The sequence below is a fragment of the Magnetospira sp. QH-2 genome (genome assembly GCF_000968135.1).
GTDB lineage: Bacteria > Pseudomonadota > Alphaproteobacteria > Rhodospirillales > Magnetospiraceae > Magnetospira.
In genome coordinates, this window is sequence record NZ_FO538765.1 from 1,516,538 (window position 1) to 1,529,585 (window position 13,048).

Below are 13,048 nucleotides of genomic sequence, written 5' to 3' on the forward strand. Positions count from 1 at the left end.
GAATATGCATATTGGCATCGTCACCGCCTTGGATGACGAAACCATCGCCCTGGCGGGGTTGTGGAACGAGGAAGGCGTGACGGTTCGGCAGGCCGGGATCGGCGCGGAACGAGCTGCTGTCACCGCCCGTGATCTGCTGGACGAGGGCTGTACGGCTCTGGTGAGTGCCGGGATCTGTGGCGGATTAGATAAATCCCTGCCACCCGGGGCGTTGGTGCTGGCCGAGGCGGTGCGTCACCCCAACGGGGAAAAGACCTTGACCGATTTGCGCTGGCGACTGGCCCTGACCGATTTACTATGGGAAGAGATCCCGCTGGCCTCGGGCATTCAGTGGGGCAGTGATCGGGTGGTCAGGCGGGTTGAGCACAAGGCCGAACTGGCCGCCTTGGGCCATGTGGCCGTGGATATGGAAAGCCATGGCGTGGCGCGGGTGGCCAAGGCAGCCGGGGTCCCCTTTTTGGTGTTGCGAGCGGTCTCCGATCCGGCGGATACCAAGCTGCCCCGGGCTGCCCTGGGGGGTGTGAGCCCGGAAGGCCATCGTCGGCCGTGGGGCGTGGTCTGGGGATTGCTCAAACGGCCCAATGATCTGGGCGGCGTTCTACGACTGGCCATGGATAGCAAGAAAGCTTTGGGAACCCTAAGCCGCGTCGCGGCGGCCGCCGGTTCCCGCGGACTCGGATTGCTCTAACACGTCCGGGGCCATGGGACCTTCGGTGCGCGGACCGAACAGGGCCACGCGCAAGGCCTTCCAGGGTCGGGTTACCGTATCGTCCACCGCAGTCGGCTCATAGCCCGAATGAACCATGCAATTGGCGCAGCGGTCATCATTGCCCGGACCGTAGTTGTCCCAGGCCGTCTCTTCCATCAATTCCTTGAACGTGGCCGCATGGCCTTCGTCCACCAGGTAGCAAGGTCGCTGCCAGCCGAAAATATTGCGGGTCGGATTGCCCCAGGGAGTGCAGCGGTAGGACTGGTTGCCGGCCAGGAAATCCAGATAAAGGGACGACTGATTGAACCGCCAGGCGCGCCCTTTGCCCAGGCGCAAAATGGTGCGGAACAACTCCTTGGTCCGCTCGCGACGCAGGAACTGGGCCTGCACCGGTGCCTTCTCATAGGCATAACCCGGGGCGAGAGTCACTCCTTCAACGCCCAGGTCATCGCAGGCAAAATCAAAGAATTCGGCAAACGCTTCCGGATCGGCGTCATCGAACAAGGTGGAATTGACGGTCACACGGAACCCTCGTGACCGGGCCTCGCGGATGGCTTCCACCGCCTTGTCGAATACGCCGTCGCGGCAGACCGCCTTGTCGTGGTGACCTCGGTCGCCATCGAGGTGAACGGACAAGGTCAGGTAGGGGGTTGGCTTGAACAGGTCCAGCTTGCGTCGTAGCAGCAGGGCGTTGGTGCAGAGGTAGACAAATTTTTTCCGCGCCACCAGACCTTCGACGATTTCCTTGATGCCATCATGGATCAGCGGCTCGCCGCCCGGGATCGAAACAATGGGCGCGCCGCATTCATCGGCGGCGGCGAGGCATTCCTCGACACTCAGGCGCTTTTCCAGGATATCTTTGGGATAGGCGATCTTACCACAACCGGCGCATTCCAAATTGCACTGAAAAAGCGGTTCGAGCATCAATACCAGCGGATAGCGTTTTTTGCCGCTCAGCTTCTGCTTGAGGATATAGCCGCCAACCCGCAGGCCCTGAATAAGGGGAACGCCCATGTGCGCTACTCCGCCGCGTCACGAAGTTGATCGGGCAGTTTGAAATGCATGTCTTCTTGGATGCCCTCCATCAAGATGACTTCCGTTGAAACCATTTCACCCAAGCGACCGATAATTTCATTGACTAAGTCTTCCGGCGCCGAGGCGCCCGCGGTTACGCCGATGCGCTTGACTCCCTCAAGCCAGTTTTTTTGCAGCTCGTCTGGATGGTCAAGCAGGTAGGCGACCACGCCATGTTCGCTGGCAAGTTCGCGCAATCGGTTGGAATTGGAACTATTGCTGGAACCGACGACCAGCACCAGATCGGCCCGGTCGGCCAAGTCGCGCACGGCACTCTGACGGTTCTGTGTCGCATAACAGATATCTTTGACATCGGGCCCCTGAATGGTGGGGAAGTGCTCTTTCAGGGCTTCGATGACGTCGCGGGTGTCGTCCACCGACAGGGTCGTCTGGGTGACATAGGCCAGTTGCTCCGGGTCTTCGACTTCCAGTCGGGCCACATCCTCGGGCTTGGAGACCAAAAGCACCCCACCGGGGATTTGACCGGCGGTGCCTTCCACTTCCGGGTGGCCGGCATGACCGATCAAGACCACCTGGCGACCCTTTGCTTCATGATATCGGCCTTCCTTGTGCACCTTGGAAACCAACGGACAGGTGGCGTCCAAGACAGGCAGATCCCGGCTGGCGGCTTCATCGACGACTGATTGGGCGACCCCATGGGCGCTGAACACCGTGACGGCCCCCTCTGGAATTTCGTCCAATTCATCGACGAAAACAGCGCCCCGTTTTTTCAAACAGTCGACCACCCGGCGGTTATGGACGATTTCATGGCGCACATAGACCGGCGGACCGTACTTGTCGATGGCCCGTTGGACGATCTCGATGGCCCGTTCCACACCGGCACAGAATCCGCGCGGTTGGGCGAGAATGACCTGAACAGTATGGGCGTCGGACATGAGGGTCGAAGGCTCCTTTGGGGGCAGCGGCGCAGTGTGCCCCAAATGAGGCCTGAAAAAAACCATTAATCTCTTGGGGGCAGGTGCGCTATGCAGGGGACAGAAATCAAAAGGAACCGACCTCTCATGACCACGTTGATCACCGGAGCGACGGGTTTTGTCGGCGCCGCCGTGGCCCGGCGGCTGTTGGCGGCCGGGCATGATCTGCGCGCGCTGGCCCGGCCGGGCAGTGATCGGCGGAACCTACGTGGTCTGGAACTGAAGGTCATCGAGGGTGACCTGGGGGACCGCGACTCCCTGAATCGGGCGATCGAAGGCTGTGACGTTTTGTTCCATGTGGCTGCCGACTATCGGCTTTGGGCGCGGGATACGGAGTCTCTGCGGACCGGAAACCTGGTGGGGACCCGCAATATGATGGGTGCGGCCCAGGAAGCCGGGGTGGGACGCATCGTTTATACCAGTTCCGTCGCCGTGCTGGGCATTCCTGAGGACGGCGGCCCCGGTACAGAGGACACTCCCGTCACCTATGCCCACATGATTGGCGCCTATAAGCAGTCCAAGTTTCTGGCCGAGCGGGAAGTCCGGCGGATGATTGCCGAAGAAGGATTGCCGGCGGTAATCGTCAATCCCTCGACCCCCGTGGGGCCGCGCGATATCAAACCAACGCCGACCGGGCGGCTGATCGTCGAGGCGGCCAGTGGGCGGGTCCCGGCTTTCGTGGATACGGGGCTGAACCTGGTGAATGTGGACGATGTGGCCGAAGGTCATCTGCTGGCCTTGGAGAAGGGTGTGGTGGGCGAGCGCTACGTGCTGGGCGGCGAGGACTGGACCCTGCGCGAAATCCTGGCCGAAATCGCCCGGATCTGTGGTCGTAAGCCGCCGACCATCGCCTTGCCCCACGGGCTGGTCATGCCCATTGCCCATTTGGCCGAAGCCTGGGCCAAGGTGACCGGTTCCCACAAGGAACCCTTCGCCACCGTCGACGGCATTCGCATGGCCCGCAAGAAGATGTTCTTCTCCTCCGACAAGGCTCGCGCCCGGCTTGGCTATGCACCGCGACCGGCCGTCGAGGGTCTGCGTGATGCCATCGACTGGTTTCGCGCCAACAGGTATGTGGGGTAGGGCGGTGCGGGTATTAACCATTATCGGATTAATGGCCGGAATTGGTTTATTGATCTGGCTGCTTGCCAGCAGCGACCTGGATCAACTGAGTGCCGCATTGGTGGCCGGTGGCTGGGGGGTGGTGGCCATTGCCCTGTTCAAGATTGTGACTTTGGGCATGGATGCCTTGGCTTGGCGGTCGGTGGTTCTTGGTGATCATCGACCGGGCTTGGGCCGTACCTTGTGGATCCGCTGGATCGGCGAGGGAGTCAACACGCTGCTACCGGTGGCTCAGGTGGGTGGTGACGTGGTGCGCGGTCGTTTGTTGGCCTTGCGCGGGGTGCCGGGGCCGGTGGCGGGGGCCTCGGTCGCCGCCGATTTCACCATGGGGGTGATAACTCAGGCGCTGTTTACCCTGTTGGCGGTGGCGCTGCTGGTGGTCCACGGGCTGCCGGAGCCCTTGATTGCGCCGGTCTCGGTGGGATTGGGCGTTATCGGGCTGGGCGGACTGGCCTTGTTGCTGATCCAGCGAGCCGGGCTATTCGGGTTGTTGGGCAAACTGCTGGATCGATTGGTGAAAGACGGTCCTTGGGCGAGTCTTTCCGGCGGTATGGCGGCGCTGGAAATGGCCGTGCGGCGGGTCTATGGCGACCGGCGCGCGCTGCTGACCTGCGGCGGCTGGCGCTTTGTGGGCTGGGTTGCCCATCTGGGCGAGACCTGGCTCGCTTTATGGTTCCTGGGGGTGCCGGTGACCCTGGCCGAGGCCCTGGTCATCGAGGCACTGAGCAATGCGGTGCGGTCCGCCGCTTTCATGATTCCCGGTGCCATCGGCGTGCAGGAAGGCGGCTTGCTGGCGGTGGGCTTGATCTATGGTTTGACGCCGGAAACGGCCCTGGCCCTGGCCATGATGAAGCGGGGCCGGGAACTGTTGGTCAGTCTACCGGCTCTGGCTGCCTGGATGCACGGCGAACGGCGGGGGCTCGGTCGGCTGTTGAAAGGGAAGGGCGCATGATCCGGGTGGCGGTCCTAGTGGATCTGGAATGGCGCCCCACGGCGGGCGGGCATGTGAAATGCTGGGAACGTCTGGCGGCGGCGGCGGTGCGCCGCGACGATATTGATCTGACCGTGCATTTTTCCGGCAAAGAGGAACAGGTGCATCAATTGGCGCCCCATGTGCGCTACATCGTGCATAAACCGGTATTCAGTACCGCCCGACTGCCGTTTCTGTCCCATGTGCCGGATCACACGGATCTGGCGCCCTATCATTGGGGCCTGGCCGGGCTGCTGCGCGGCGCCCAGGTCATTCATACCACTGACGGCTTTTTCAATTTCGCCAAGACAGCCCTGACCGTTTCACGACGGGCCGGAATTCCGCTGACCAATTCCATCCATACGGACACCCCGGCTTATACGGAGGTGTTCACCGCCCGCACCATCGAACGGTTGTTCGGAACCGGATGGCTGACCCGGCTGTTGCTGGACCGCTTCAAGATCCATGAGCGGGCCCGTGACAAGGCCGCTCGCAATCTGGCGCGACATCAGGCAGGCTGTTGCCATATATTGGTGTCGCGCTCCGATGAATATCAACGGGCGCGGGCGGTGCAGCCGCAAGAGCGCATTGGCATGCTGCGTCGGGGCATTGAGACCGAGGTATTCGATCCGGCCCGCCGCGACAGAAAATGGTTGGCGACGGTCTATGGCGTGCCGGAAAATCGAACGGTTGTGATGTATGCTGGACGAATGAACAGGGGCAAAAGCGTCATGGGACTGGCCGAATCCGTACGCACCCGCTTGGAAGCCGGCGACGACTTGCATCTGCTCTGTGCCGGAGAGGGCGAGGAACGTCAGGCCGTGGCCGGTCTTTTGGCAGATCGAGCCAGCTGTCCCGGTGCGGTACCTGCTGATGAGGTGGCGCGCATGATGGCTTCAGCCGACCTGTTCGCCTTTCCCTCGGAGATTGAAGTCAATGCCAACGTGCCCATGGAGGCCCAGGCCTCCGGGCTGGCGACACTCGTTGCGGAGCGGGGGGCCTCCGCCAAGGCCGTATTGGATGGGGAAACCGGCCTGGTGCTGCCTGGCTCGGCGGTGATCTGGGCCGAGGCCCTGCATGAATTGATCGCTGATCCAAAGCGTCGAGCGGCCATGGGCCAGGCGGCGCGGGCCCATGCCCTGGCCGATTTTCCCAGTTGGGACCATGTGCTGGCCGAGGATCTGATGCCCGTTTGGCGGGCCGCGGTGGGAGACGAACGTGGATCTTGAACGGCAACATATTCTGATCCTGGCGCCGCACCCGGACGACGAGGTGGTCATGTGCGCCGCCGCCGTGGGCCGGGCGCGGGAAGCCGGAGCGGCGCTTTCGGTCTTCTACCTGACCACCGGGGTTCCGGCACGCAAGCAGCTTTGGCCCTGGGACCGGGGCAGTCACGGGGACCGGGTGGCACGCCGCCGCGACGAGGCCCGTCGGGCCGCCGGGTTGCTGGGCGTCACCATTGCCGCCGAGAGCGACGTGCCGACCCGGGGCCTGCGCAACAGTCTCATGCAGGCGCGGGTGCGGCTGGCCCGCATGATCGAGGATCAGGGCATCACCCAGCTTTGGGTTCCGGCCTTCGAGGGCGGGCACCAGGACCACGATGCCGCCAATTGCCTGGCCGCCACTTTTGCCGACCGGCTGCTGGTGGTGGAGTACGCGGCCTACAACTTCCTCGGCGGACAGCCCCAATCCCAGACCTTCCCGGACCCGCGCGGCACCGAAGATCTGATGGTCCTGAGCGATGTGGAGCAGGTGGTGAAAAAGCAACTGTTGTCGCTTTATGCTTCCGAAGCGGGAAATCTGGACTATGTGGGCCTGGACCGGGAATGCCGCCGGCCCTTGGCGCAGCATGATTATGGTCGCCCGCCCCATGCCGGAACCTTGTGGTACGCCCGCCATCAGTGGGTCCCATTTCCTCATCCGCGAGTCGATGGCACCAAGCCCGAGCAGATCTATCGGGATCTGGCGGTATTTCTGGCCGGGCATCGCAAATGATCGATCCGTCGGGAGATTTCTGGGGGCGCTGGGTCGTCGCCGTGAGCCGCCATGCCCGGCTGGTGGTGCTGGCCTGCCTGCTATTGACCATTGGCGCGGCGGCGCATGTGGTCGAGAGTTTCGATATCAGCACCGATAATACGGACATGCTGTCGCCGGATCTGCCGTTCCGCCAGCGCATGATCGAGACCAAACGGCTGTTTCCCAATTCGGGAGATACCTTGCTGGTGGTGGTGGAAGCCGACAACGCCGACCGGGTGGCCGATGGCACAACCGACCTGGTGGCTCGTATGAACGCCCGCCCGGACCTGTTCCGCGACGTGTTCGAGCCGGGCAGCGATCCTTTTTTCCGCCGCAACGGACTGCTGTACCTGGAAACTCAAGAGCTCGAAGATCTCGGTGCCCGGCTCGCCGCAGCGCAACCGTTTTTGGGGACCCTGTGGCGGGACCCCTCCCTGGCCGCCTTGCTGGGCTTGCTGGATCAGGCCTTGGCGGCAGAAAATGTGCCTTTGGACCTGGCGCCGGTACTGAATGCCATTGCCATGGTGGCGGAAGATCAGGTCGCCGGGGGGCAGGCAAGTCTCTCATGGACCGATTTGATGGGCGGCGGTGGCCCGGGCAACGGCGACAAGCGGCGCATGATCCTTGCCCGTCCGCAACTGGACTATGGCTCCCTGGCACCCGCCGGACCGCCCATGCGGTTTGTACGCGAGGCGGGCAAGGCGTTGGACCTGGAGGTGCATTTGACCGGTAGCGTCGCCCTGGATCACGAGGAACTGGGCAGCGTCGAGGAAGGCATGGGCTGGGCGGGCATCGTGTCATTGGTTCTCGTGCTGGTGTTGCTCGGCGGGGCCTTGAAATCGGCACGGCTGGTGTCGGCCTTGCTGATCACCTTGGTGGCCGGGCTGATCTGGACCGCTTCCTTTGCCTTTCTGGCGGTAGGGCAATTGAACCTCATCTCGGTGGCGTTCGCGGTGCTGTTCATTGGCTTGTCTGTGGATTTCGGCATCCATTTCAGTTTGCGGTTCTTGGAGGCCTTCAGGGGCGATGTCTCCGAGGCCCTGAATGCCGCCGCCCGCGCCACCGGCGGGCCGCTGGCCCTGTGTGCCATCGCCGCCGCCATCGCCTTTTATGCCTTTCTGCCCACCGACTATGTCGGCTTGGCGCAATTGGGATTGATCGCGGGAAGCGGCATGTTCATCGCCCTGTTCGCCAATCTCACCTTGCTGCCCGCCTTGATGACGCTGATGCCGGTGAAAGCCGCGCGCTCCGCAGGTCCGTCCTTGCTGGCCCGCACGCCCAAAGCCCGATGGGTGGTCGTCGGCGCGGTTCTGTTGGCGTTTGTCGCGGCTCCCCTGGCGGCCAAAGTGCAGTTCGATTTCGATCCATTGCACTTGAAAGACCCCGCCACCGATTCCGTTGCCACCCTTGAACGGTTGATGGCGGAAGGCGAAATCAATCCCTATCGCTTGACCATCTTGCAACCTGATCTGGAAAGCGCCACCGCCTTGGCCGAGACTTTGCGCGGCGTTGAAGGCCTAGGGGAGGTGCGGACCCTGGCCGACTACCTGCCAAGGGATCAGGACGAAAAACTGGCCCTCATCGATGGTTTGGTCTGGACCATTGGGCCGTCGTTGACCGGCGAACGCGCGGTTTCCTCCGATGACCAAACCCTGGTCAGGGCTCGCGATCCTTTGATCACCCGCCTGAAAAATCATCAAGGAGAGGCCGAAACCCGCTTGGCCCAGGCCCTCGATGCCTTGGGGCGCTCGTTGGAATCCTGGCGAGTCCTGGAACAACGGCTGCTGGCCGGTCTGGATGGGCGTTTGGAAAGCCTCAGGCAATCCTTGACCGCCGAACCGGTGACCTTGGAAGACTTGCCAACGGCCCTCATCCAGCGCGAACGAGCCATCGATGGCCAGGTCCGGGTGCAGGTTTCCCTGCCCCCCGGACCCACCGACCGGGAGACCTTGCGCGCCTTCGTCGAGCGGGTCCGTGCCCTGGCGCCAAATGCAACGGGCACGCCGGTGACCATCATCGAGGCGGGCAACGCGGTGATCGGATCTTTTCAAATGGCCGGACTATTGACCGTGGCAGGCGTGGCGGTGTTGTTGTGGCTGGTGCTGCGGCGAGCCAGGGACCTGTTGCTGGTCGCAGTACCGTTGCTGTTGGCGGCCGAACTCACCGCGGCGGGATCGGTCCTGTTCGATCTGCCGTTCAATTTTGCCAATGTCATTGTCTTGCCGTTGCTGATCGGTCTCGGGGTGGCCAGTGGTATTCATTTGGTGACCCGGGCCCGCGAACGGGCCGCCGGTGTCGCCATGATGGCCACCAGCACGCCGCGTGCGGTCCTGTTCAGCGCCCTGACCACCATCGGCTCGTTCGGCTCCATTGCCTTGTCCAGCCATCCGGGCACGGCCAGCATGGGCCTGTTGCTGACCTTGGCCATTGCCTTGACCCTGGCCTGCACCATGACGGTGTTGCCTGCCATGTTATCGCTTATTGAGGAATGAGCAGAGTATCGGCTTTGTCGGTCAGCACTTTGACCAATGCATCGGCGCCACCTTGCTTCAATACCGCTGCGTATTCGGACCGGTGAACCGCCAACTGGCTGACGCCCTTTTCCAGTATCACGTTGGCAATGCGCCATCCGCTATTGGTGTGGTGCATCACATAGGCTATGTCCGTGCGCCCGCCATCGGGGCTGACAATGCGGGTATCCACGATCCGGGTGCCCTTGGGGCCGTCGCGGGTTTCCACCGTTTCGAATTTCTCGCCGCTGTAGCCGTTGAAATGATGGGCATAGGTGGCCGTGCTCATGCGCCCGAAGGCCTCGGTGAGAGCCTGCTTTTGCGCGGCGCTTGTCTGGGACCAGTGGCTGCCCACCGCGATGCGCACCATGAATGGAAAGTCGTAAGCGGCCCCGACGGCAGGGACCAATCGGTCGTAGCGCTCGGTGACGTCCTCGGCAAAGGCATTTTCCATGGCTTCCAGAAGCTGTTCATGGAAATGGCCGATGGTCTGATCCGGTGTCGCGTTTTCGGCCTGGGTGGTCGGTGCCAGGAGCATCAGCGCGACAATGACGGAGAGTATACGGAACATGGTCTGGCAATCCTTGAGGGCAATAGAGAGAATGCAATGCTGTCGTTGTGAGTGACGTCTATTGACCCAGGAGTTTCGTCGCCTTGTTCTCAAGCAGCGTGATCAGGCCATTAATGCCGTCTTTTTCCAGGGTCCGGTGATACTCGGAGCGGCGAACGGAAAGCTCACTGATTTTACCATCGACCACCACGTCGACCATTCGCCAGCCATCCGGAAAACTCTTGACCACATAAGAGATCCGGTGATCGTCTCCTGTCGGTGATTCAAGGACCGTATCCACCAAGATGGTGCCGCCGGGGCCATTCTTTTCGCCGGAAATGCGGAAAGTCTCGTTGGAATAGCCATCGAACAATGTGGCGACCGTGGCGGCGCTCATCTTGTGGAAGGCGGCGACCAGGCGGCGGCGTTGATCGCCAGACGCTTGGGACCAATGATCGCCAGTCGCCACCTGGATCATCAATGGCAAGTGATAGGCCTCGGCCAATGCCGGAGCGAGCTTGTCGAACCGCTCCCGAACGTCCAAAGTATGGGATTCCCGCATCACGTCGAGCAAAGTGGCCTGAAAGATCGAAACGGTCTGCCTCGGATCGGCCCCCGCCGCATGGGTGGACGGCGAAGGAAGGGTAGTGGAGGCCACAATCAGCAGGATACCGAGAAAGTCTTTGATTCGTAGCATTGACGGTGATCCTTTGAGTGGTTTTTGGGGGCGGTGGCGGCGAGAGAAGGCTGGCGCAATCAAGGTCCGCCGTCAACTGGTGCCATAAATGCAACAAGAGGAGTGTCCTCTGTGCAACGCCTGTCCGGCGAATGGGCCTTCCAAGGTGGTTCCCCCTTGCCTCCATAGTGGGTTTCACTTACTAAAGTATTGTAAACAAGAAGTGCACAGATTCTGTGTGTTCTTATAAGTGTTTGGAACAAAAGAAAATCGGAGTTTCCATGAGCCTGCGCGGACGAATCAGCAAATTGACTGTCACAGGAATCGTGGCGCTGACTCTTCTTTTCCAAGGTGTGGTTCCGAGCTTGGCAGCCGAACCGGCGTCGGCTGTGGTGCCGCAAATGGCCATGGTCGAGGATTCCGGAGAGCCCTGGGACCCCTTGGAGCCGTTTAACCGGACCATGTTCGGGATCAACGAGTACCTGATGCTCATGCTGGTGACCCCATTCGCGGCGCCCTATCGGGGCGTGGCTCCCAAAGAGGTGCAGGAAGCCGTCGGGAACTTCTTTGACAACCTGCGTGAACCGGTGAATCTGGCCAATAATTTGCTTCAAGGCGATTTGGATCAGGCTTGGGTGACTCTCATGCGCTTCATCATCAATTCCACCGTTGGTGTTGGTGGCTTGATGGACCAAGCGGTGGATATGGGTTTTGAAGGACGCAAGGAAGACTTTGGTCAGACCTTGGCGGTCTGGGGCGTGCCGGAGACTTTTTATCTGGTGTTGCCTGGTTTGGGCCCGCTTTATCCGCGTGATGGCATTGGTCGTTTTGCCGATGGCTATATGTCGCCTTGGCGCTACGTGGCTCCGGATGATTTCAATACGGCGACCATGGTCGGCGGGGGTGTGCGAGCCTATGCGGACGTCAAGCCGGAATTGGAGAAGGTGCAGAAAACATCGGTGGATTACTATGCCGCCATCCGCTCCATGTATACCCAGAAGCGCCGTGCCGAGGTGAAGAATGGCGAGGCCGACAGCATGCCCACCATTCCGGACTTCTCTTCCTATGACGGAGGCGAAGCGCCGGTTGCCGGTAATCCGCCGGTGAGCCAGGAACTGCTCGTGCCGCTGCTTGGCAACGACGGCTAATCCATACCGTTCACATGCGAGCAAGACGTGACGCGTAAGTCCGTTGGGGTTGCATAGAGACCCTTGACAATGGTTGGGTATTGAGTCAATATACCAACTAAGTTCGGTGCCCTATTGGGGCCGAATGAATCGCTCGGCCGAAAGGCGGGTGCCATTGAATGTCATATTGCTTCCGAGGAGGATGTGACCATGAAGAAGACCTTCGAAAAACTCCCATAGCTCCGGGATCTCTTGGGCGCATTCGCGCTTGTACAAGGGAATTGGTGCGTCGGCCCCCCTGGGCTGACACCCTGGACTGATTCCATGCTGAGATACTCAGGCCATTACAAACACCGACCGATTCCCGCCTGAATTAGGGATTACGACTTTCATCGTTCCATCCCGCCCAGAGATCAAACATACGACTTGAATAGAATTGAATCAGGAACATGCAAACCTTACCCATCTGCAAGAATTAAAGACGCTTCAACCGATATCTTCCCGAAGCCTGGAAATTACCGATGCTTCAACCGCTATATTAATACATGCTCGAACCTCCCGATGACGACCACGGAAGACGAGTATGCCCTCCATCGGCTGGTCACCAACCACCTGCACCTGGAGGCCAACCATCTCCATGGAAGACAAAGCGCACGGCCTGGCTGTCGCTGATCTGCGTGTCAAAACGATCGCTGGGCCTGATCAACGCTGATCTCATATTCGATCCGCTAACGGGGCTTCCATATGGCTCCGTATACCATCGATCCGGAACGGGGCTTCCGTCTGGCTACCTATGCCATGTGGTGGATCCGTGCCTCGGTAACGGAATACGTTCTGCATTCCTGGTCCTTGGTGCGCACGGGTACCCTGGCGGCACAGAAGAAGCTGTTTTTCAGCCTGCGCCGGATGAAGAACCAACTGGGCATTTTCGACAATGGCGAACTAACACCCGAGGCCGCGGCGGAGTTGTCCGAGGCCTTGAACGTGTCCGAGCGGGATGTGATCCACATGAACCGCCGCCTGTCCGCGCGGGACAGCTCGTTGAACGTACGTGTTGGCGAGGATGGCGATGCGGAATACCAAGATATTCTGCCCGACGAGGGCCCCACTCCGGAAACCCTGGTCGCTGATCAAGAGGAAAGCCAGACCCGCCATACATTGCTGCTTTCGGCCTTGGCCACTCTGCCCGATCGCGAGCGGCATATTCTTTCGGAGCGACGCCTGAGCGAGGAACCCGTGACCCTGGAAGAGCTGGGGAACCATTATGGCATCAGCCGCGAGCGGGTGCGTCAGTTGGAGAACCGGGCTTTCGACAAGCTGCAAAAGGCGATGTTGGAAGCCGCGCCCGCCTGACGGCAC

General features: G+C 61.1%; 12 protein-coding genes. 8 read left to right on the forward strand and 4 right to left on the reverse strand.

Annotation, left to right across the window (positions count from 1 at the left end; genetic code table 11):
- Positions 1 to 4 precede the first annotated feature (4 nt).
- Entirely contained in the window at positions 5 to 688 is a 684-nt protein-coding gene (locus tag MGMAQ_RS07130) for a hypothetical protein (protein WP_052716208.1), read from the forward strand.
- Here MGMAQ_RS07130 and hpnH read toward each other — a convergent pair.
- Positions 638 to 1,723 carry an adenosyl-hopene transferase HpnH gene (gene hpnH / locus MGMAQ_RS07135; RefSeq protein WP_046020998.1) on the reverse strand — a complete coding sequence of 362 codons (1,086 nt, stop codon included), beginning with the start codon at positions 1,721 to 1,723 and terminating at the stop codon, positions 638 to 640. The two genes, MGMAQ_RS07130 and hpnH, sit on opposite strands and share 51 nt — an antisense overlap.
- A gap of 5 nt (positions 1,724 to 1,728) precedes the next feature.
- On the reverse strand, positions 1,729 to 2,679 hold the full coding sequence (gene ispH / locus MGMAQ_RS07140; protein ID WP_046020999.1) for a 4-hydroxy-3-methylbut-2-enyl diphosphate reductase: 951 nt from the start codon (positions 2,677 to 2,679) through the stop codon (positions 1,729 to 1,731).
- Between the two features lie 126 nt (positions 2,680 to 2,805).
- Here ispH and hpnA point away from each other — a divergent pair, with 126 nt between their 5' ends.
- Genes hpnA through MGMAQ_RS07165 form a run of 5 tightly spaced genes read left to right on the forward strand, consistent with a single transcriptional unit; the run spans position 2,806 to position 9,318 of the window.
- Positions 2,806 to 3,801, forward strand: a complete 996-nt coding sequence (gene hpnA / locus MGMAQ_RS07145; protein ID WP_046021000.1) for a hopanoid-associated sugar epimerase — start codon at positions 2,806 to 2,808, stop codon at positions 3,799 to 3,801.
- Positions 3,791 to 4,792, forward strand: coding sequence for a lysylphosphatidylglycerol synthase domain-containing protein (locus tag MGMAQ_RS07150; RefSeq protein ID WP_065814681.1), 1,002 nt, complete (start codon positions 3,791 to 3,793; stop codon positions 4,790 to 4,792). Before hpnA ends, MGMAQ_RS07150 begins: the two co-directional genes overlap by 11 nt.
- Positions 4,789 to 6,039 (forward strand): glycosyltransferase, encoded by a 1,251-nt coding sequence (locus MGMAQ_RS07155; RefSeq protein ID WP_046021002.1) that lies wholly within the window; start codon positions 4,789 to 4,791, stop codon positions 6,037 to 6,039. The genes MGMAQ_RS07150 and MGMAQ_RS07155 overlap by 4 nt, the downstream gene beginning before the upstream one ends.
- Positions 6,029 to 6,805, forward strand: coding sequence for a PIG-L deacetylase family protein (locus tag MGMAQ_RS07160; protein ID WP_046021003.1), 777 nt, complete (start codon positions 6,029 to 6,031; stop codon positions 6,803 to 6,805). The genes MGMAQ_RS07155 and MGMAQ_RS07160 overlap by 11 nt, the downstream gene beginning before the upstream one ends.
- Positions 6,802 to 9,318, forward strand: a complete 2,517-nt coding sequence (locus MGMAQ_RS07165) for an MMPL family transporter (RefSeq protein ID WP_052716210.1) — start codon at positions 6,802 to 6,804, stop codon at positions 9,316 to 9,318. Before MGMAQ_RS07160 ends, MGMAQ_RS07165 begins: the two co-directional genes overlap by 4 nt.
- Here the strand turns inward: MGMAQ_RS07165 and MGMAQ_RS07170 are convergent.
- Positions 9,305 to 9,907 carry an ABC transporter substrate-binding protein gene (locus tag MGMAQ_RS07170; RefSeq protein ID WP_052716211.1) on the reverse strand — a complete coding sequence of 201 codons (603 nt, stop codon included), beginning with the start codon at positions 9,905 to 9,907 and terminating at the stop codon, positions 9,305 to 9,307. The two genes, MGMAQ_RS07165 and MGMAQ_RS07170, sit on opposite strands and share 14 nt — an antisense overlap.
- Positions 9,908 to 9,965: 58 nt before the next feature.
- Positions 9,966 to 10,583 (reverse strand): ABC transporter substrate-binding protein, encoded by a 618-nt coding sequence (locus MGMAQ_RS07175; protein WP_052716212.1) that lies wholly within the window; start codon positions 10,581 to 10,583, stop codon positions 9,966 to 9,968.
- 260 nt (positions 10,584 to 10,843) lie between these two features.
- Here MGMAQ_RS07175 and MGMAQ_RS07180 point away from each other — a divergent pair, with 260 nt between their 5' ends.
- Positions 10,844 to 11,710 (forward strand): VacJ family lipoprotein, encoded by an 867-nt coding sequence (locus MGMAQ_RS07180; protein ID WP_052716213.1) that lies wholly within the window; start codon positions 10,844 to 10,846, stop codon positions 11,708 to 11,710.
- Between the two features lie 723 nt (positions 11,711 to 12,433).
- On the forward strand, positions 12,434 to 13,042 hold the full coding sequence (locus tag MGMAQ_RS07185; protein WP_148560884.1) for a sigma-70 family RNA polymerase sigma factor: 609 nt from the start codon (positions 12,434 to 12,436) through the stop codon (positions 13,040 to 13,042).
- Positions 13,043 to 13,048: the final 6 nt, after the last annotated feature.